Here is a 21,184-nt window from a genome sequence, read left to right as displayed (position 1 = left end):
TGGTGAAAAGACATTGCCTATGTACTTTATAAATTTTTTAGAGAACCGGCCGAGTATACATTTGCATACGTATATTTGTGTATTATGGCCAAAAAAGTCAAGAAGAGAAAAGAGATTAAAAGAAAGCTGCTGCACAAGTATCGCTTGGTCATTCTTAATGAAAGTACTTTCGAAGAAAAGATTTCTTTTAAACTAAGCCGTCTCAATGTTTTTGTAACAGGGTCGCTCTGTATAATTGGTCTTATCGCGTTGACAACACTTTTGATAGCATTTACGCCTCTGCGTGAATATATACCTGGGTACTCATCAACCAAATTAAAAAAACAGGCAACCGATCTTACTTATAAGACTGACTCATTGGTAGCAAACCTCAACAATACCAATAGGTATTTAGAAAATATCAGAAAGGTTTTGATTGGTGATATTGAGAATAATGAAATAAATAGAGATTCATTAAGAGAACAATTTAAAATTGACCCTTCTAGTGTTGACCTTACCCCCATTAGAGAAGATTCTGTTCTAAGGGCAGAAGTTGCTTTAGAAGATAAGTATAATTTATTTGAAAGAAACACTAGTGGTTCATCTCTAGTGTTATTTCCGCCTCTGTCAGGAGAGATTTCAAATGGTTATAGTGTTGAAGATAAACATTATGCTGTTGATGTAACGGCTCCGACAGGTACACCTGTGAAAGCAGTTGCAACGGGCACGGTTATATTTTCGGAATGGACTGCTGATACGGGTTATGTGATTATACTTGAACATAAAGAAGGTCTGCTCAGCGTTTATAAGCATAACGGTTCTTTGAACAAGGGTCAGGGTGAAGTGGTCAGGGCTGGAGAAGTTGTTGCTTCTGTTGGTAATACCGGTGAACTTACGACTGGTCCGCATCTGCACTTTGAATTATGGAGCAACGGAAATACCGTTAACCCTCTAGATTACATCGATTTTTAACCGAAACCATATTAATACCTTTTGGTTTAAAAAAATTCTGATATCTTTCAAGATAGTTTAATCACGAACAATAATCAATGTCTTTAAAGTCATTTGCTGCTAAAATTTTTGCTCGACACATTGTTAAGACAACTGCAAAGTGGAGGGACAATCCGTTAAAAGCCCAAGAGTCGGTTTTTGAGAACCTGATTGAAAAAGCAACATCAACCCAATTCGGTATTGATCATAACTTTTCCACTATAAAATCTCATTCCGATTTTGTAAAAGAAGTTCCTATTCGCGATTATGAGGAATTAAAGCCCTATGTAGAAGAAGTAGTGGGCGGCAAAGAAAACATACTCTGGCCGGGCAAGCCGATTTATTTCGCTAAAACATCGGGCACCACTTCTGGGGCCAAGTACATACCACTTACGAAGACCTCTATCAAACACCAAGTAAATGCCTCTCGCGATGCGATTTTGACTTACATCAACGAAACGGGTAATTCAGCGTTTGTAGATGGTAAAATGATTTTTCTGCAAGGAAGCCCTGAACTTCACGAAAAGAATGGAATAAAGCTAGGCCGATTATCAGGTATTTCTGCGCATTATGTACCCAACTATCTTCAAAAAAATCGACTGCCAAGCTGGGAAACCAACTGCATCGAAGACTGGGAGACCAAAGTGGACACTATTGTAGATGAAACGATGAACGAAGATATGACCGTTATTGCGGGTATACCTTCTTGGGTTCAAATGTATTTCGAACGCCTACAGGCTAAGTCAGGTAAAAATGTAGGTAACTTATTCAAAAACTTTCAACTTTTCATTTACGGAGGCGTAAATTATGAACCATACAGGGCCAAATTTGAAAGGCTTATCGGAAGAAAGGTCGATAGTATCGAACTTTTTCCTGCCAGTGAAGGGTTTTTTGCCTATCAAGATTCACAATCGGAAAAGGGCATGTTATTGCTTCTTGATTCAGGAATATTCTATGAATTTGTCAAGGCTGATGAGTTTTTCAATGAAGATCGACAACGCATTACCATTCATGATGTGGAAGTGGGCGTAAATTATGTGATGATTATATCTACCGATGCAGGCCTGTGGGCATATAACCTCGGAGATACCATTCAGTTTATTTCTTTAAGGCCTTATAAAATAATAGTTTCAGGAAGAATAAAGCACTTTATTTCGGCGTTCGGTGAACATGTAATAGCTAAAGAAGTTGAGGAAGCTATGAGGCTGGCTATTTCAGAAACTCATGCTAGAATCAATGAGTTTACGGTGGCACCCCAGATTACTCCGCAAGGTGATGAGTTGCCCTATCATGAATGGCTGATAGAATTTGAACAGAAACCGACCGATATGAACAAGTTCGTTCAGATATTGGACAAGAGTCTTCAGAAACAAAACAGTTATTATTTTGATTTAATGGAGGGCAAAATACTTCAGTTGCTCAAAGTGACGATCATCAAACAAGGTGGGTTCAACGAGTATATGAAGTCAAAAGGTAAACTGGGCGGTCAAAATAAAGTTCAACGATTGGCCAATGACCGAAGTGTTGCGGACAAATTATCTCAATTTAAAGAATAATTATCAGCTTGACCTTATAATTTATCGATGGAGTATCATGTTATGCTTATGATAATTACCTAAACCTTGATTTTCTAAGAAATTTGAGATTGACAGTTTTACAGTATTAAATTGTAATTTTGTTTGAAATTTAATTATGGGCGAAGCAACTACTACCACACGGGCTCAAGAGTCGACCAACGCGATTGAGCGCTTATATATTACGATGAGACACTTATTTAACCGTGGTTTTTACAAACCTGCAGGTGTTTCGGGCGAGTCTCTTAAAAATGCCCTTTTACAACTTAGACCTGAAATCTATGGGTCGATTTCCGAAGATAAAGCCGAACTGAATGGGTTGACCTACGTTTTAGAAAGGTTGCCAAAGGGCATTGAACAATGTCGCTTTATCAATCTTACCTCAGATGAAGGCTACGGCCACACCCATTTCAACCCAATTATTCCGCCTAAACGTAGAAGAAATTGTTATCGAATTGATGATGAGCAGATGAATATAGAAATCACTAGAGGGCGATCTGATATATATGATATTCTTACCCACTTGACCTTTCTGTTCATTGAATCGGAAAAAATCTGCAAAAAGGTCTTAATAGAAGAGACGAATAAAACCACACGTGATTGGAAAAAGCTTGAAGGGGCAGTTCAAAAAGACGAATTAAGTCAAGAAGAAAAGGAAGTAGCATTAATTCATACAGCCAATATCTTGGGCCGCCCGTTTGTTGAAATCATGGGTATTTATAAGCAGTTTGCGACCGAAGAAGAGCCCGAACGATTCTTAGAGATTATCTATTGGCTAGGTAAATTGGCCATTGAGGAGGAAATTACGGGCGAAAAAAGAGCGATAACGTTTAGCTTGCTATTACGTGAGCGTTTGGGGCATCATATTCATGGAGAAAGATGGGCAAATACGATAAAAGAAGAACTAAGTAAAAATGGACTTTTAAGAAGGCCGATTCACATAATTAGTGCTAATATGCATAGTGTGATGAACTCTCTTTTCGCCAAAAAAACGCTCGCCAAAGAGTTTCCAGAGGCGGAGTCTTTAAAAGTGTACGAAGCGCTGAGCTCTTCCGTAAATAATCAGCTGCGCGAAAAAGTGACAGCCATTGCCAAGAAAAACGGAATGATTGCCATTGATGATTTTTCGGGCACTAATATTGATGTGCAAATATTCGACACCGCAAAAATGGGCGACGAAGCATGCTGCTATGATTTGCCTGACCTTCCCGATGATGAAAAACCGATTATATTTGTTATGGATTATGCCTTTGGAGAGCAGGCTTTCGAAACCATAGACGAATTATTAAAACCTCATACTGAAAAGGGTAAGGAGCCCGTCTTTATGAACATAGCATCCATATCCATCATGGGAAAAGCAGGTATTTTAGAAGGCGGCAAAGGAGATTTGATGATTCCTTCGGCACATATTTTTGAGGGTACCGCAGATAATTATCCCTTTAAAAATGAACTTTGTTCAGAAGATTTTGAAGGATACGGTCTTAAGGTCTTTGAAGGTACCATGGTCACAGTACTGGGAACCTCACTTCAGAATAAAGATATCTTAGAGTTCTTTTACAATTCAACCTGGAATGTCGTTGGCCTAGAAATGGAAGGTGTTCATTACCAAAAAGCAATTCAATCAGCGTCAAAAATTCGCAAGAGCATTCGTGAAGATGTCAAAGTGAGATATGCTTATTACGCATCAGATAACCCATTGGTAACAGGTAGCACTTTGGCCTCAGGAGGTCTTGGTACTACAGGTGTAAAACCCACCTATTTGATCACGGATAAAATTTTACAACAAATATTTAATTCATAATACAATGGCAGACCAAAACGCCCAAGGCAAATCATCGAATGACGAAATAGATTTGGGCCAGTTACTGAAGATGATCAGCAATGGTTTTAACCGGCTAGGTATATTCTTTTTAAGGGTTTTTCTCTACTTGAAGAAAAATGCGCTAAAACTCTTAGGGCTCATCATTTTAGGAGTTGCCATTAGCTTTCTTCTAAGCACTATGGTGGACAAAAAGCTGAAGACGGAAACTATAGTACAGCCGAATTTTGACGGTGAAGACTATCTCTATGACGTAATAGATGAAATTCAGGCCAATATATCCTCAAAAGATAGTGCTTTTCTTAAAACTATAAGCTTATCAAAAGACGATGTTAAGGGGTTTAAAGTTGAGATTCAACCCATCGTCGCTAAGGAAGAAGTTAAAGAAGAAGTTGAGCAAGAATTACAATATCTAGAGCTCTTACAGAGCTTTAAAGACGAAAGTTTTGCTATTGATATCATGAGGTCAGAGCTTACTAAAAAAAGTATAGTGCCCCACAGAATTACTTTTACCTATACCGATTCGGAAAAGGGAAAAATGATAGTGGAAAAACTATTGGCCTATATTAACAATAACGACTACTATCAAAGCTTGAGCTCAGTTTTTCGAGACAATGCTCAGTTGCGAATTGACCAAAACAATAAGTTAATCGAACAAATTGACGATTTGGTGAACAACTACACAAAAACATTATTACAAAAGGAACAGGCACCTACATCTGTTTATATGGAAAATGAGAGCGCCTTGAACATTAGCTCCTTGCTTATTTTGAAAAATAGGATGATAAAAGAAATCGAGGAAAAGAAAGTAGAGTTGAACAGTCAATCACAGGTAATTAGCATTCTGAATATGGGCAAGACCCAAGCGGTGAGAAAACCATTTTTTAATAATAAGTTCTTTTTGTTACCCCTTGGGTTAATCATTTTGTTCTTTATCGTATCCTTTCTAGGTTTTATGAATAGAAGAGCCAGTACGTTGAAACCTTAAACCGAATAATGAATCAAAAATCTATTCTAGTAACAGGTGGTGCAGGTTTTATAGGTAGCAATTTCATACCTTTTTTCTTAGAGACACATACCGATGTTAAAATAGTTAATCTAGATAAATTGACTTATGCGGGCAATCTTCAAAACCTAGAAGAAGTTGAAAAGAACGACAGGTATATTTTTGTTAATGGTGACATATGTGATAAGGAACTTGTAGATTCTTTATTTCAAGAGTACCAATTCACTACAGTTATAAATTTTGCTGCAGAATCACATGTTGATAACTCGATTTCAAGTCCTGATGCATTCATAGACACAAATATTACTGGAACCTTTAATCTATTAGAAGCAGCAAGAAAACATTGGCTATCTTCGGCCAACGAGGCTGAACCTCTTTTTGAAAAAGCAAAATTCATACATATATCTACAGACGAGGTCTATGGGTCTTTAGGGGAAAAAGGGTTTTTTACTGAAAATAGTCCGTATAGACCCAATAGTCCATACAGTGCTTCAAAAGCATCTTCCGATTTTTTGGTCAGAAGTTATTTTCATACATATGGTTTAAAAGTGCTCATCAGTAATTGTTCAAATAATTATGGACCAAAACAACATAATGAGAAGCTTATTCCCACTATAATAAGAAAAGCTTTGGAAGATAGTCCTATTCCTATTTATGGCACAGGCAAAAATGTTAGGGATTGGTTATATGTTCTTGATCATTGCAAGGCAATCGATGCTATCATTACCAATGGCAAAATTGGCGAAACTTATGTTATAGGTGGTAGTACTGAGAGAGATAATCTCACCATAGCCTCTAAAATATGTGATATCTTAGATGAAGTGGAACCAAAACCTGAAGGAAGTTATGCCGATCAAATCACTTTTGTTGACGATAGACCTGGCCATGATTTTAGATACGCTATCGACGCTTCCAAAATAAAGAAAGATTTAGGCTGGTTACCCGAAATGAATTTTGATAACGGGCTTAAAGAAACAGTTTTATGGTATAAGAAGCGGCTTCGTATAAAAAATACCTAATGGTTTTATGAAAGGAATTATACTTGCGGGCGGTTCGGGCACACGATTATTTCCACTTACTTTGACAGTGAGTAAGCAATTGATGCCTATCTACGATAAACCAATGATCTATTACCCTGTGGCGACATTAATATCCGCGGGTATCCGAGATATATTATTCATTACAACCCAGAGAGACCTTGAAATTTTCAGAAATCTTCTTGGGGATGGAAGTCAACTAGGATGCAGTTTTCAATACACAGTACAAAATAAACCGAATGGTTTGGCGGAAGCCTTTATTTTGGGCGAAGAATTTATTGCTGATGAAAAAGTAGCCTTGATTTTGGGGGATAATATTTTTTACGGATCAGGTTTAGCAGATCTTTTACAGATGAATAATGACCCTGATGGTGGAATAATTTACGGGTACCATGTACAAAACCCAAAAAGATATGGTGTGGTCGAATTCAATGAAAATGGCCAAGCGATATCAATCGAAGAAAAGCCAGAAAACCCGAAATCTAATTTTGCGGTTCCGGGGATATACTTTTATGATAACGAGGTGGTAGAAATTGCCAAAAGTATAAAACCCAGTCATAGAGGTGAATTAGAAATTACCGATGTTAACAAGGTTTATCTTAAAAAAGGAAAATTAAAAGTTTCAGTTCTAGACCGTGGTACTGCTTGGCTCGACACGGGTACTTTTGAGTCATTAATGCAGGCCTCGCAATTCGTTCAGGTGATAGAAGAGCGTCAAGGCCTTAAGATTGGGGTAATTGAAGAAATCGCTTACAAAATGGGCTATATCGATAAAAGTCAGTTGCATTCTTTAGCAGAACCACTTTTGAAAAGTGGTTATGGAGAATATCTTTTGAAATTGTAATTAAATGAACCAATGGAAATAATTCCGACCAAAATCGCCGGATGTTTTATTATTCAACCTCGATTGTTTCATGATGACCGAGGCCTTTTTTATGAATCGTATAATTCTGAGAGGTTCAAAGACAAGAGTGGTGTTAGAACAAATTTTGTACAGGATAATATTTCTGTATCGCAAAGAGGGGTTCTACGCGGACTCCATTTTCAAATTGGATATGCTGCACAGTCTAAATTGGTCAGTGTGTTAAAAGGAGAGGTTTTAGATGTAGTTGTCGACTTAAGAAAAGACAGTATAACATTTGGAAAACATATTAAGGTTAGGTTGTCAGAGTCGAATCGAAAGCAATTGTTCATACCGAAAGGTATGGCTCATGGGTTTTTGTCATTGGCCGATGAAACTATATTTTCATACAAATGTGATGCGTTTTATACGCCCTCAGCGGAATCAGGAATCGTATACGATGATCCTGAATTAAATATAGACTGGGAGTTTTCGAAAGAATCTCTTATAATTTCAAAAAAAGATTTAAAATTACCTACATTAAAAAAGGCTCTACATGATATCAGTATTAGTGACCGGGTCTAATGGTCAATTAGGTATGAGCTTAAGAGACCTTGAACTTGCTTATTCTCAAATACAATTCGAGTTTAAGACTTCAAGCGAGTTAGATATTACCGATAAGCTGAATATTAAAAAGGTATTTACTCAGCAGAAATTTGATTATTGTATCAACTGTGCTGCTTACACAAATGTTGAACAAGCTGAAAAGGAACCAGACTTGGCTTTTAAAGTTAATGCCGAAGGAGTCAAAAATCTAGCTCAGGCTTGTCTTACCAACAATACCGTTTTGATTCATATTTCTACGGATTATGTATTTGATGGGGAGAATAGCGACCCCTATACAGTTGACGATGTGACCAACCCGATAAATACATATGGACGGTCGAAACTGCAAGGGGAAATTAATGTGCGTGAACTTTTATCAAAATATTTTGTTGTTAGAACTTCATGGCTCTATTCGAAATATGGAAATAATTTTTACAAGGCCATACTCGGTAAAGCAAATAGAGGTGAAGAAATGTCGATTACCGATTCCCAAACCGGATGTCCGACGAATGCAAAAAATCTTGCAAATTTCTTAATTTGGTTAATTCAAACACAAAATCAGCAATATGGAATACATCATTATACAGACGGAGAAGTTCATAGCTGGTATACTTTTGCTCTTAAAATCCTAAAGGAAAACAATCTCTTAGACCAAGCAAAAATTCAGAAAGTGAAGAATTATCGTACTTTTGCTAAGAGACCTAAATACAGTGTTTTGAAAAACACAATTATCCAACCAAAATGATATGTCCGATAAAGATTTCTTTGCCCACGAAACCGCAGTTATAGATGATGGCTGTGCTATTGGTAATGGCACTAAAATATGGCATTTTTCACATATTATGCCAGATTGTACCTTAGGTGAAAAATGCAATATAGGTCAAAATGTGGTTGTGTCTCCTCGGGTAACCTTAGGCAATAATGTAAAGGTTCAGAACAATGTTTCCATCTATACCGGGGTGGTCTGTGAAGATGATGTTTTTTTGGGTCCGTCAATGGTTTTTACAAACGTAATCAATCCTCGAAGTGCGATAAATCGTAGAAACGAATATGCATCTACAGTTGTTAAACAAGGGGCCTCTATCGGTGCAAATGCTACAATTGTATGCGGAAACGACATTGGAAAGTACGCTTTTATTGGAGCGGGTGCTGTTGTAACTAAAATTGTGCCAGACTATGCCCTATTAGTCGGCAACCCCGCCAAACAAATCGGGTGGGTAGGAGAATATGGCCATAGATTGGAATTTAACGATAGGGGTAAGGCAGTTTGCCCAGAAAGCAAACAGGAATACCAATTGGCAGATAATAAAGTAATTCGAACTAAATAATGAAAATAGATTTCGCACATCTTCCAAAAGCATTTGAAGAACACAAAGCCGAATTTTTAGAAGCTACTAATGAGGTTATGTCCTCGGCTCGATATATTTTAGGGAAAGAGACTGATGAGCTCGAAAGAGGTTTAGAGGGTTTTACCAATTCCAAATACGCTCTTGGCGTTTCTTCGGGAACAGATGCACTTCTTTTGTCAATGATGGCATTGGGTATACGTGCCGGGGATGAGATAATTACCACCCCCTTCACTTTCATAGCTACAGCGGAGACTATAGCTTGTCTAGGGGCAATCCCCGTTTTTGTAGATATAGAAGAAGACACCTTCAATATCGACGCATCTCTTATCGAGAATGTAATTACTGAAAAGACCAAGGCCATTATGCCGGTATCCCTTTATGGGCAAATGGCGGATATGGACAAAATCAATACCCTTGCACATAAACATAATTTAGCGGTTATTGAAGATGCAGCCCAAAGTTTTGGAGCTTTATACAAGGGGCAAAGAAGTTGTTCTGTTTCTACCATTGGTTGCACCAGCTTTTTTCCTGCAAAACCCTTAGGGTGCTTTGGAGATGGAGGTGCTGTTTTTACTGATAATAACGCCCTTTATGAGAAAATGAAAGCGATGCGTGTTCATGGACAGGTTGCGAGATATACCCATAAGTATATCGGTATGGGCGGACGGCTAGACAACCTACAGTCAGCCATACTGAATGTAAAGCTTAAACATTATAATGACGATATCGCACGCAGACAGGGGGTTGCTCAACTCTACACTGAGCACTTGGGAGATGAGGTCAGTACTCCAACAGTTAAAGCAGACCGTACTTCAGTTTGGGCCCAATATACAATTAGGGTCAAAAACCGCAAGTTGTTGCAAGCGAGCTTGAAAGAGAAGGGTATTCCCACTGCGGTTCACTATCCTATTCCAATGCATCTACAAGAATGTTTTGAATATCTTGGATATAAAAAAGGAGATTTTCCAATAAGTGAGATGTGTGCTGATGAAGTTATGAGTCTACCTATGAATCCATATTTATCTGAAGAAGAAATCGAATACGTAACAACTAACATACTAAAATTGGTTTAATGAAGAATTTTGCATTAATCGGGGCTGCGGGGTATATCGCACCTAGGCACATGAAAGCTATTAAAGATACAGGAAACAATTTACTTACTGCCTTTGATAAGGGAGATAGCGTAGGTGTAATCGACTCGTATTTTCCTGATGCAGATTTCTTTGTTGAGTTTGAACGTTTTGACCGACATATTGAGAAGCTCAAATATGAAAAGGAAACTTATTTAGATTATGTAAGTATATGTTCACCCAACTACTTGCACGATGCGCACATTCGATTTGCACTTAGAAGTGGGGCCGATGCCATCTGTGAAAAGCCATTGGTTTTAAACCCGTGGAATGTCGATAAATTGAAACACGTAGAAGAAAAGACTGGTAAAAACATTTTTTGCATTCTGCAGTTAAGGGTTCACCCAAGTATTATTGCATTAAGAGAGAAGGTTAGAAACGCCAAAAAGGACACCAAATTTGAGGTAGACTTAACTTATCTAACTTCAAGGGGCCATTGGTACCATACCTCTTGGAAAGGCGATAAAACCAAATCTGGCGGTATAGCCACCAACATAGGGGTGCACTTTTATGATATGCTTTCTTGGATTTTTGGTGATGTGCAAGAGAACATCGTTCATGTTCACGAGCATGACCGAGCAGCTGGCTACCTAGAGTTTGAAAACGCAAGGGTAAAATGGTTTCTTTCCATTAGCTCAAAATATTTACCTCAAGAAATTAGAGATAAGGGGCAGACCACTTTCCGTTCTATAACAATTAATGGTGAAGAGCTTGAATTTAGCGGTGGTTTCACCGATTTACATACTATGGTGTATAAAGACATCCTTGCTGGTAAAGGTTATGGGGTAGATGCAGCCAGAACTGCTATAGAGATTGTACATGATATTAGGGCAGCAAAGCCCGTGGGATTAAAAGGGGATTATCATGAGTTTTTAAAATAAATTTTTCAATTTTATAGTCCTGTCTAGTATAAAGAATCTGATATTAATTTGTTCAAAAAGATTTGGTATAGGTTTTCGAGCTCAGAGTTTTCCAAGAACGTTTCAACGCAAATTTTCGGCACGGGCTTGGCTCAGGCCCTGCCTTTTTTAGCTACACCTATACTCACCCGCTTATTCAGCGAAGCCGATTTTGCATTATATACTTCTTTCTTTGCGGTAGCAAGTATATTTGCAGTAGCCGTTGGGGGAAAATATCAGATGGCGATTGTATTGCCCAAAGAGAAGAACGACGCAAGTAATATTTTTACTCTCAGCATTTATATAACTATTGGCTATAGCCTATCTATAGCTATATTATTTTTTCTGTTTTTTGAGTATTTGTTTACAGATTTGGGTGATTTGCTCTATTATGTCCCAATATACGTTCTATTTTTTGGTGTCTGGAGCTCGTTTACCAACCTGTCAATTAGGCATAAAACATTTGCTCATAATGCTATAGCTAAAGTGCTTCAGTCTATAGGCTATATTTTCATCGCAATAGGGCTGGGTTTATCAAGGTTCGCGCTTTACGGTTTGGTCTTGGCGAAAATACTTGGCACCCTTATCTCGTGGTTGTTTCTTTTTAAGAAGTCACTTGTAAAGTTACAATTGATTGGTATTAAGGAGTTGGGTTATGTTGCAAAAAAATATATTGATTATCCCAAATATGGGGTGTTCCCCGCTTTTTTAAATACAGTATCATCTCAAGCACTGATTCTCGTACTTACTAAATTTTATACAACCGATGATTTAGGCCACTTTGGTCTTACATATATGGTTCTAAGTGCTCCGCTAGGTCTTATAGGCACATCTTACAAAGACGTTTTTTTTCAGAAAATAGCGACTCAGATAAATGAAGAAAAATTTACTGGAGCCTTAAATTTCTTTAAAAAATCGGCATGGGCTCTGTTCTTTATGGGTCTCCCCATTGGTCTAGTTCTTTACTTCTTTGGTGAAAACATTTTTTCTTTAGTTTTTGGAGAGAAATGGGGAAGATCAGGAGAGTTTGCGGCAATATTGGCTTTTAGTTTCATGATTAAGTTGGTTGTAAGCCCATTGTCATCGATTTTTAACGCTACCAATCGATTGAAAACTTCTTCACTTTGGCAAACATTCTATTTTATCACTACTTTTTTAACTTTAGGCCTAAGTTCATATACATTTGAATGTACGGTAGATGAACTATTGTACATTTATGTAATCCATGAGTTAATACTTTACAGCCTATATTTTCTATTGGAATACAGAACTTTGTGGAAATTTACCGGCCATGTCAGAACTTGATTTTAATAAACTACATTATTATGGTGCCCTGTTATATGTCTTTTTAGCACCTTTTCATCAAGTTGTTGCTACAGTAGCTATGGTTCTCTGGGCTTTATTATCATTGGTGACATTCAATAAAAAGGAGAGTCAGAGAAACAAGTATCTTTTTATATTACCAATACTCTATTTGTCATATGGTGTGGGTATATTTTACGCAGAAAGCTCTTCTGTACACTTTTTAGAACACAAACTATCTTTTTTAATCTTTCCATTAATCTTTTTTCTACACCCTTATTCAGAAGAGAAACGAAATAAGGTGTTAAAGTTTTTTGTTTATGGGTTAGTAGTATCGTCATCGGTTTGCCTTGGGGTGGCTTTGTTTCGGTCTATAGGTTTAGAGAATGGTGAAATTTACTTTAGGGCAAATGTTGAAGAGAACAAGGCTTTTATGGAGTCGATACTCTATGGAGGTAATTATTTTTTTGGTCGCTATTTTTCCCTGTTTCATCAAACGGTATATTTTGCGCTTTACCTGTCTATAGGAATTACAATATTGTTATTTCACCCTACTTTATTAAAAAATAAAATCCGATTAATTCTAATAGGTTTTTTTCTCACTCTAATTTTCTTAGTTTCTAATAAGGCCAGCTTTATAGCACTGGGATTAATTTTTATAGTACGTTTGATAACCTCTCGATACGCACTCAAAAAGAAGCTGCTGGGGTTTTTATTGTTCCTGTTTATTATGTCTTTGTTTATCTCTATAAACCCTAGAGCTAGAGAAAGTTTGTACAAGGTTGCTGCCGGTGAATTGGTGTTGAATAAGGATGCGCGTTATGGCTTTGCTACACGTCTTCTTAGTTGGGATGCTTCCCTAGAACTTATCAAGGCAAACCCCATCCTTGGATATGGAGCAGGAGACGCTCAATCTATATTAAACCAGATGTATGCTGAAAAGGAATATATACATCCTCTAAAAGAATCATACAACGCCCATAACCAATGGCTGCAAATCTGGTTAGAAAACGGCATACTCGGCTTACTCATTTTATTTACAATTATTTTATTGCTGTTCAATATAGCTTTTAACGGGGGGCAAAATTTGGGGTTCTTTCTGTCAATTGTATTAGTTCTATGTATAAACTCTATGTTCGAGAGTGTTTTCAATCGATTTTCGGGTATATCGTTTGTCTCTTTTCTAATTTGTTTTTTCTTTACGTATAATGCAAGCAAAAGAAAAAATATTGAATCTTAAATCTACATTAGGTACGGTCGTCAGCTTTTACTTTTTCTTATTAATGGGCCTATACCATTTTAAGATTAAATATTACCCTTATTGGAGCTTTATAGCGTTCAATAAAGAATCATCCTTTGACTTTTCTTTTGTAAGATTTCTGTTTTCGCTTTCTATCTTCGCTATAGACCTTTATATTCTTTTGGCCCTGAATAAAAATAAGTTCTTTTTTACGGTTATCGCCATATTCTTTTTACTACTTACCGTTCCCTCATTGATTGCATTTACATCTGGCGAAATGTATCCAGTAAATTTGTTAGGCTACCATCAGGCTTTATTTATAGGGCTCACGCTATTTTCAAAAATCAAAATAGATTTCACGAAGTTTCCGGTGTTAAATAAGAAACAAGCACTATATATGTTTTTTGTATTAATAAGTATCGGTATTATGCCATATCTAGTGGTTTACGGCCCTTATTTGAATTTAAAAAACTTAATACTGTTAGATGTGTATGAAACAAGAAGGGCAATAAGTGCGCTTTCCAACCCCTATTTTGGTTACACTTATTCTTTATTTACAAAAATTGTAATACCGCTCTTTTTGATTTTCTCTTTAGAGCTCAAGAATAGAATTATGACGGGCTTTGCCGTAGTTTATCTTTTACTTTTTTATTTATTTGGCGCACATAAAACGGTATACGCGGGCCTGATCGTGATTTTTTTATTTTATGGTTTGGGTTATTATTCTGCTATTAGAAAAATTTTAAAATGGTCAAATGTTTTAATAATTATAGCAATGTTTTTGGCAATTGTAGGTTTTGACCTATTATGGATCTATTCCTTTAGAAGGGTTCATTTTATACCCACGCTTTTAGACATCTGCTATCTTGATTTTTTTAACGATAATTATCTTTACTGGTCGAATTCAGTTCTCAAATCTCTTTTTGATTACCCCTATGACGTAACACATGCCCATTTAATAGGGGAGGCCTATTTTAATAGTCCAAGCATGGATGCCAATAATGGCTTGATTTCCGATGGGTTTATGAATTGGGGCACTTGGGGGGTTGTCATAAACATTCTTATTGTCGCTTTCTATTTCATGATATTAAATAGCTTGCGGATACCGGCAAAATACTTTGGCATTTATGTGCTGATTATTTTCTCATTTATCAGCTCATCGACATCAACTGTAATGCTTACACACGGGGCATTGGCATTACTCTTAATATCAATTTTTGTTCTTAATAAGAGTAAAAGCACCTAATAGAAAAGTTTATAAGTTATGATTCGGCAAAAACAATCTTATTTTATAGTTTTAGCAGATATGTGTAATTAAATTTGTTCAATGGTAAGAAAATTTACTTTTTTTTATTTCGGTCATAGCAGTTTTATCTTTTATATCTTGTTCTTCTAAGTTAGAACAAAGTCATATAAAGCCTATTATATGGGGGTGTACACTGCTTTCTACAAAACAAAAATTACAAGATTTTACTTCAGCAAGATAAAATCTCACCCTCTTGGACTTAGGGAGGTATTTGTTCTATGGAACACACATGTTCAAAAAAACGGATGATACAATTTATTCAAACCTGGGTGAGCAATACTTAGAACTGATAGACAAATTATATGAAGACCCTACGTATTTTAATAATGGTAGCTTTAATTATAACTTTCCTCATGGTAAAATAAAGCCAGGATGGTGGTCGGGAATGGGGAATTCTGCTTTAGTGGCAGGCCTTACTTATGCCGATAAGGTCTTTGAAACCGATAATAGTAAGATTATAGAAAATTTAGTTGTAAACCTTTCTACAAGTTATAGAAAAGAAGGCGGCTTGAAAGATTATTCCAACGGCTCAAGCTGGATTCTCGAATACGCCTGAGGTGATATGAACGAAGAATCTATAAAGTCTGTTTTAATGGGTTTGTATTTTCATTAGTATGTTTGGAAACTGCAAACCAACTTGCCCCAAACGGCAAATTGGATAAATTGGTGAAAAGCGGCTTAAACGGCTTGCAAGATGAAGCTGAAAATTTCAATTTTAAAGATGTAATACGGACAAAGCACGATTAAGTTTTTGATAGTCTAATCCCCGTGTTATATAATTTCTAAAGTCATATTGTCGAAGTCTTATATTAATATAACGCTATCTGGTCTTTAGATGTCTCTTGATTTCTTGTGCAGCCTCCTTTTCGTTACCCCAGCCTTCAACTAAGCTCACATCGTTTTTATTGTAATTTAAAAACCAAAGCTCTAAAATTTTCAACAAATTCGGATAAGTTGAAAGCATCTCTTCAAAGCTTATGGCATTAATTACTCGTGCTTTTTTGTTTGCCGGAACAGCTATTACCTTATAATCGATTTCTCCGTCGTCAATCAACTTTAAAACAGCTATAGGAATACTTTCTATTGCTGTTCCGGTCGCTAGAGCTTCTGAGATAACCAGTACATCCAGAGCGTCCCCGTCCCCGCCACCATCTTCTTTAGATATTGTAGATGGAATAAAGCCATAGTTTGCGGGGTAAGGCAAAAAATCGATTATGCGATTTTGACTATTTTCTTGATCTATGACAAACGTATTTAATGTTGGGTTATACTCATATTTTTTATTTGTTCCTGCGGCAATTTCTACAACACAATTAACAGTGCCCTCATTTACAAATGTAGGTAGCGAATAGTAACTAATTGCGCTTTTACAGGCGTGAAGCAGAACAATACAAATGGTGATGGGAATATAAAATGCTTTTTTTGTCACAATCATAGATAATTAGCATATAAAATGAACTTGTCTCTACTATAAAAGCTGTGGGTGGTACAAGAGGTTAATTCCGGTAACGTACTTTGAGTTTTTAGATAGTCTAGCATCAATTTGTTGAGATACCGTTCTGGCCTCATGATCGTCTTGCGTAGCATACTTTAATTCAAGCACGGTATCATTTATACGTATCTCGCTGTTCTGGTAAGTAATATAATTTGGATTGTAAAACTTTTGGTTGTAATCTACAGTAATTCGGTAGCGGCCACAGAAGGATAAAAAATAACGCCGCTCATAAGTATTCAGCAATGTTGGATGCACCGTTTCAAAAGAATGTCTAATAGACATCAATTCCTTGGTTTCACCAAGTAGTATTGCCTGAATTTCATGAGGTTTTTGTTTACCTAAATCAAATGATATGCCCTTTAATTTATAAGAATCTTTATCACCTACCTCACCCATCTTCTTCTTAACTTCAAGAGTGGGGCCTTCAATTTTACAAGTATCATCACCATACCATCGCAATCTTAGTTTTTTTCGACTAGCGACTCCTGAAACATTCTGTTTGTAAAAATTATAGTTGCCATCATCAAAATAAATATTATTCACCTTTCTCTTATAATAAATTTCATGGAAGCCGAAAGCGTTGTTATGCACGCGTTGAATAATAGTTTCAACTGGTGTATTTGCGTAGTGAAATTTACGCTCATAGCGCAAACTCGATGCAGTCTGAGGCTCTAGAGGTTTATCTGCTACTTTTGCCATATTCGTTTCCGTACATTTTATCGATTACCCCTTCTACTTTTTCCTCCACAGGTATATTGTCAAGAATAAACACGGATTCAGGGGCAATTAGATGGGCCACCTCGTTCTCAGAGAACAAGATGTTTTTTAAAACTATTTTGCCAGGACCGTATTCGCTCTTTTTTTGAAAACAGGCAATGGCCAATCTTGTATTTTTAATCGCAATTTCCGACAAATCTATTTCCGACAGATCTTTGCTCACTACTCCTATTTCTCCCCCATTAATTGTTACAGAATTTCCTGTCATAGTGCTCCCTTCTCCTGCACTGAGTCCTTTATCGGAAGGATTGTTAATTACAATATTTTTAAGAGCAATTGTTGAACCAGAAACATCTATACCATCATTTCCTGAATTATTGAAAGTAGAGTTTGATATACTGCCCTTTACAAAGTCACCGTCGAAGGAATCTGAAAAAGTATTTTCAAAAGTAGATGAATCTAAGGTGAATGTTGAATTGATAATATTTAATGCATCTTCAGAACGATTGTCGGCGAACAGACAATTATTTATATCCACATGAGTTTCATTAAAATTTACCGAGCCCGAGAGTTCCCAGTATTTCAAGCTGGGAACCGATAAATTTTTAAAGCTAGTATGTGAAATTGTAGATGAATCAGTGGCCGATGATATCAGTATTCCCCCTCCCGTACCATCTCTTGAATAAAATTGTATAGGTTCCTCTTCGGTGCCAACACAGGTAAAGGGTGAGTCTGATAGAATTGATCCCTGATTGCGAAGATCAAGAGAAAAACCTTTCTCAACGGTAACATGATGTTGAGGGGGTATTACAATTACTCGATCAAGTACAAAGTGCCCAGATTTGAACGTTATGCTTTTATTCTTCTCATCAAATAGAACGAAATCGAATTCATTATAATTTTCTGTCAGTTTTGTTTTATTAATTACTTCCTCATCTAAATTTGAAGGAAAAGCTACAATTGCACTACGATAAGTATAAGAGGATCCCAGAATATGGTGGGTAATTTGAATCTTATCCAAGTCTTTCGGGTAACGAAACCCTCCTTCTTTATTTTTTTTAGAAACGAAGGCATTATTGAATGATTTCTTTAAAGAGAAGCCCACCGTAGCGGTATCTTTGGGTTGAACAATGATATTTTGTTTTTTTTGGTTCAAAGACTTCTTATTCGATAAAATTAGATTATTAATAACTACGGGAAATTCTGAAAAATTTTTTACTTCGACACTAATGCCCTTATCATCTTTAGAGATGAATGAAATATCTATGGGAGTATTAGGTCGAATTTTCTTTTTTATAAGATTGGCATTATGCTCTAACACGCTAAGGTCAAGTTTGGCATCTTCGAATTCTGTTGACAGGTTATGGTATAAACTATTTAATTCTTTTTTGTATTTATTCAGAAAACTGTCTATGAATTTTGTTGAGGAAACTTTTTCATAATTTTCCACTAATTTTTGCGTGAATAGTGGGTCATGGACTCCAACTGGATATTCTCTAAGTGAGGTTACCTCATACCCAGAATTGGAATCAAATGATACAGGTTCCAGTTTGTTAATAACGGGATTATAATATAGCCTTATGTTTTCCATATGAAGACCATGATGCCCGCCGAAAAGATTAGAGAGAGCTATATATAAGGTTAGTTTGTCTATGTCGAAAGCGTCTGACAGATTTAGCTTTTCATCCCTTAAGCCGACTAATAAATTTTTTGCCGTGATGAACTGCTTTTTTAACACGGGAGAACTCAGGGTTTTGTTCTGGTTGTAGACTTTAATGGGCAATTCTTTAGTATTAGGTACGTCGGCATCCTTGGGGTAGGTTAATAACAGATCTCTCACCTGCTTTCTTTCATCCCAAAGTTTAGATTCATCAAAGCCTAGAATGAGGCCCTCCCTTCTTTTATTGTTCTCAATTAAAATTTTATCAAAACTCTCTTCCATGGCCATGATACCCATAGGCACGACAGAATCTTTATCTATAATATTCATTTGAACATCTAGAAATTCGTACCGTAGACCAACAAGCCCATTATCCTTTACTACCTTGTTAAATAGCCATTCCCAAATATAATTTCGCGATTTAGGGTGTTGCACAGAGAATTTACGCATACGAAAAACTGTTTCTTCACCATCTGGAACGATTCGATATGACCATTTGGTGGGGTGTTCGAGATGATCTGTCCAATCTCCTTTCAACCGAATTTCAGCATTGATGTTTTTTTGCTCTAAAGTACTTATATCGGCTTTTACAAAATCGTCATCATTGGTTACTAGTATTCCCGACTCTAGGGCTTTGTTTCTTTTGCTCGTTATTTTAGTTAAATCTTTCGACTTTAGGGCAATTTGAAGCGTGCTTAGCGCAGTGGTTTTTTGCTTAATTAAAAGGTCGGGATGAACTGTGATTTTTGCCTCTTCAAATCTACCTGTTACTTCAGTTTGTCTAACAAATTCAATTGCTTTCAAATTTTCGAAGTCGAAATGAGAATGCGTTAAAGGAAATTTGAACACACTATGCTTTTCGTCAGCTATTTCGATTTCAAATGGGGTCAAAGATTTTTTGTGTAGTATAATATGATCATGCCTTTTATTGACTTTCTTCCAATCGTAAGGGTCTTTGAGAAATAGAAAAACATAAAACCCACCGGTTCGTTGCTGTGTTGAGAGTTCTTTAGGATAGTCTATCAAAAGATATGGAACTCCAAAATGGTCTAGCAGGTATAATGAAAATGTATCGCTGTTGTATATCTCATTAGTTTTGTTCGAGATTTGTTCTTTGGCAACTAAAGAATTTAATACGGTAGGAGTATTTATTACTTTCTGCTCATCTTTTTCGGTAGAGGCACTATCAAAAATTTTTGAATTTGATTGGGCTAAAATTTTTAATAGAACAAGAAGTATTACGATTAAAGTAATGACAGCAATTATTTTACCTCCGCGATATTTTTCTTTTGAATGAATGAGCATTGTCGTGCTTTAAATATAAATTAGATTATATGGTCATGTTTTGGCTATCAATAAACGTTATTGACATATTTTCGTCTAAACGGGTCAAATCATTAGTAATGGTGTTTACATATTCATAATTTTTTAATACAACCAAAAAATTAAAATCAAGGCTGTGGGTATCAATATTAAGCCGAATCAATTCGGTTCGGGACGAATTGTTGGTAATTATGTCCGTAATTTTTGATTGAATCTCTACCCTAGATGACATGTCGGCATTTTTTAGATTAATCAGAAGGTTTTGACTGGTAGTGTTTTTTGTTTTTTTAAAGCTAGACAAATAAATAATAACGAATAAGACCAAGGCACCTATTACGGTAGGTAATAATTGATTCGCACCAAAACCAAGTCCAATGGAAATTGCTATGAAAAAGTAACCTAACTCTTCAGGTTCTTTTATTGCTGTTCTAAATCTAATAATGGAAAGAGCACCTACCAGACCTAACGATAAAGCCAAAGAAGATTTGACGATACTAATAATTATAAAGGTAGTAACACCTACCACGATTAAGACCTTCGAGAGCTGGTTTCTGTTTGAAAGTGATCGGCCGTACTTTACGAAAATCAAAGAGAGAATAAATAATAATGCCGAACACAGAATAATGTTTATGCAGTAGTTCAGCACTGAAAAGCTTTCACCCGACTCAAAGCTAAGTTGGTTAAATAGGTCGTTCATGGTAATGTTTATTAAATGTTTTATTAAGGTTAAATTAACGCAAAGAAAACAAACTATTACGGTATAAAAAACAGATGAAAGTTTTTTCTTATATAACATACCGCTTCGCAATTGCTTTTTAAGTTCAAATCTGATTTAACATAAGTTCGACTTCAATTGTTAGCCAATATTAATTTTAGAATTCTTAAATTTTAAAGACTTTCGGAATAAATCT

Annotated in this window: 19 protein-coding genes; 15 read left to right on the top strand and 4 right to left on the bottom strand. The window is 36.3% G+C overall.

From position 1 onward, the window contains the following. Window positions 1-84: 84 nt before the first annotated feature. From IV512_RS04785 to IV512_RS04715, 15 genes are all read left to right on the top strand, one after another. Window positions 85-951, top strand: a complete 867-nt coding sequence (locus IV512_RS04785) for a M23 family metallopeptidase (RefSeq protein WP_209401196.1) — start codon at window positions 85-87, stop codon at window positions 949-951. Between the two features lie 77 nt (window positions 952-1,028). Continuing rightward, window positions 1,029-2,525 (top strand): GH3 auxin-responsive promoter family protein, encoded by a 1,497-nt coding sequence (locus IV512_RS04780; protein ID WP_209401195.1) that lies wholly within the window; start codon window positions 1,029-1,031, stop codon window positions 2,523-2,525. A gap of 136 nt (window positions 2,526-2,661) precedes the next feature. Continuing rightward, window positions 2,662-4,344 carry a hypothetical protein gene (locus IV512_RS04775; protein WP_209401194.1) on the top strand — a complete coding sequence of 561 codons (1,683 nt, stop codon included), beginning with the start codon at window positions 2,662-2,664 and terminating at the stop codon, window positions 4,342-4,344. A 4-nt stretch (window positions 4,345-4,348) separates the two neighbouring features. Next, window positions 4,349-5,350 carry a hypothetical protein gene (locus tag IV512_RS04770; RefSeq protein ID WP_209401193.1) on the top strand — a complete coding sequence of 334 codons (1,002 nt, stop codon included), beginning with the start codon at window positions 4,349-4,351 and terminating at the stop codon, window positions 5,348-5,350. A gap of 8 nt (window positions 5,351-5,358) precedes the next feature. Then, a complete protein-coding gene (gene rfbB, locus IV512_RS04765; RefSeq protein WP_209401192.1) occupies window positions 5,359-6,387 on the top strand; it encodes a dTDP-glucose 4,6-dehydratase in 1,029 nt (342 codons plus the stop codon). Window positions 6,388-6,394: 7 nt separating this feature from the next. Beyond that, window positions 6,395-7,249 carry a glucose-1-phosphate thymidylyltransferase RfbA gene (rfbA, locus tag IV512_RS04760; protein WP_209401191.1) on the top strand — a complete coding sequence of 285 codons (855 nt, stop codon included), beginning with the start codon at window positions 6,395-6,397 and terminating at the stop codon, window positions 7,247-7,249. Window positions 7,250-7,261: 12 nt separating this feature from the next. Continuing rightward, window positions 7,262-7,831: a dTDP-4-dehydrorhamnose 3,5-epimerase gene (rfbC, locus tag IV512_RS04755; protein WP_209401189.1), complete on the top strand. Its 570-nt coding sequence runs from the start codon at window positions 7,262-7,264 to the stop codon at window positions 7,829-7,831. Continuing rightward, complete coding sequence (gene rfbD / locus IV512_RS04750) at window positions 7,803-8,597, top strand: dTDP-4-dehydrorhamnose reductase (protein ID WP_209401187.1); 795 nt, start codon at window positions 7,803-7,805, stop codon at window positions 8,595-8,597. Before rfbC ends, rfbD begins: the two co-directional genes overlap by 29 nt. A 1-nt stretch (window position 8,598) precedes the next feature. Beyond that, entirely contained in the window at window positions 8,599-9,180 is a 582-nt protein-coding gene (locus IV512_RS04745; protein ID WP_209401185.1) for an acyltransferase, read from the top strand. Next, window positions 9,180-10,274, top strand: coding sequence for a DegT/DnrJ/EryC1/StrS aminotransferase family protein (locus IV512_RS04740; protein ID WP_209401183.1), 1,095 nt, complete (start codon window positions 9,180-9,182; stop codon window positions 10,272-10,274). The genes IV512_RS04745 and IV512_RS04740 overlap by 1 nt, the downstream gene beginning before the upstream one ends. Next, window positions 10,274-11,212, top strand: coding sequence for a Gfo/Idh/MocA family protein (locus IV512_RS04735; protein ID WP_209401182.1), 939 nt, complete (start codon window positions 10,274-10,276; stop codon window positions 11,210-11,212). Before IV512_RS04740 ends, IV512_RS04735 begins: the two co-directional genes overlap by 1 nt. 48 nt (window positions 11,213-11,260) lie before the next feature. Continuing rightward, window positions 11,261-12,535: a lipopolysaccharide biosynthesis protein gene (locus IV512_RS04730; RefSeq protein WP_209401180.1), complete on the top strand. Its 1,275-nt coding sequence runs from the start codon at window positions 11,261-11,263 to the stop codon at window positions 12,533-12,535. Then, on the top strand, window positions 12,522-13,772 hold the full coding sequence (locus tag IV512_RS04725) for an O-antigen ligase (RefSeq protein ID WP_209401178.1): 1,251 nt from the start codon (window positions 12,522-12,524) through the stop codon (window positions 13,770-13,772). The genes IV512_RS04730 and IV512_RS04725 overlap by 14 nt, the downstream gene beginning before the upstream one ends. Further along, window positions 13,741-15,018, top strand: coding sequence for a hypothetical protein (locus tag IV512_RS04720; RefSeq protein WP_209401176.1), 1,278 nt, complete (start codon window positions 13,741-13,743; stop codon window positions 15,016-15,018). Before IV512_RS04725 ends, IV512_RS04720 begins: the two co-directional genes overlap by 32 nt. Window positions 15,019-15,307: 289 nt before the next feature. Next, window positions 15,308-15,634 carry a D-glucuronyl C5-epimerase family protein gene (locus tag IV512_RS04715; RefSeq protein WP_209401174.1) on the top strand — a complete coding sequence of 109 codons (327 nt, stop codon included), beginning with the start codon at window positions 15,308-15,310 and terminating at the stop codon, window positions 15,632-15,634. A 264-nt stretch (window positions 15,635-15,898) separates the two neighbouring features. Here IV512_RS04715 and IV512_RS04710 read toward each other — a convergent pair whose 3' ends face one another. From IV512_RS04710 to IV512_RS04695, 4 genes are read right to left on the bottom strand one after another with little or no spacing between them, the layout of a single operon-like run. Beyond that, on the bottom strand, window positions 15,899-16,513 hold the full coding sequence (locus tag IV512_RS04710; RefSeq protein ID WP_209401172.1) for an inorganic diphosphatase: 615 nt from the start codon (window positions 16,511-16,513) through the stop codon (window positions 15,899-15,901). Between the two features lie 33 nt (window positions 16,514-16,546). Next, on the bottom strand, window positions 16,547-17,272 hold the full coding sequence (locus tag IV512_RS04705) for a VTC domain-containing protein (RefSeq protein WP_209401171.1): 726 nt from the start codon (window positions 17,270-17,272) through the stop codon (window positions 16,547-16,549). Next, window positions 17,253-20,255 carry a hypothetical protein gene (locus tag IV512_RS04700; protein WP_209401169.1) on the bottom strand — a complete coding sequence of 1,001 codons (3,003 nt, stop codon included), beginning with the start codon at window positions 20,253-20,255 and terminating at the stop codon, window positions 17,253-17,255. Before IV512_RS04700 ends, IV512_RS04705 begins: the two co-directional genes overlap by 20 nt. 25 nt (window positions 20,256-20,280) lie before the next feature. After that, on the bottom strand, window positions 20,281-20,970 hold the full coding sequence (locus IV512_RS04695) for a DUF4956 domain-containing protein (RefSeq protein WP_209401167.1): 690 nt from the start codon (window positions 20,968-20,970) through the stop codon (window positions 20,281-20,283). Window positions 20,971-21,184 lie beyond the last annotated feature (214 nt).

Origin of the sequence: Pseudozobellia sp. WGM2 (assembly GCF_017810075.1) — a bacterium.
Classification (GTDB): domain Bacteria; phylum Bacteroidota; class Bacteroidia; order Flavobacteriales; family Flavobacteriaceae; genus JADNYK01.
Note: the sequence above shows the minus strand (reverse complement) of the source record. Positions and strands in the feature narration are given on the sequence as shown.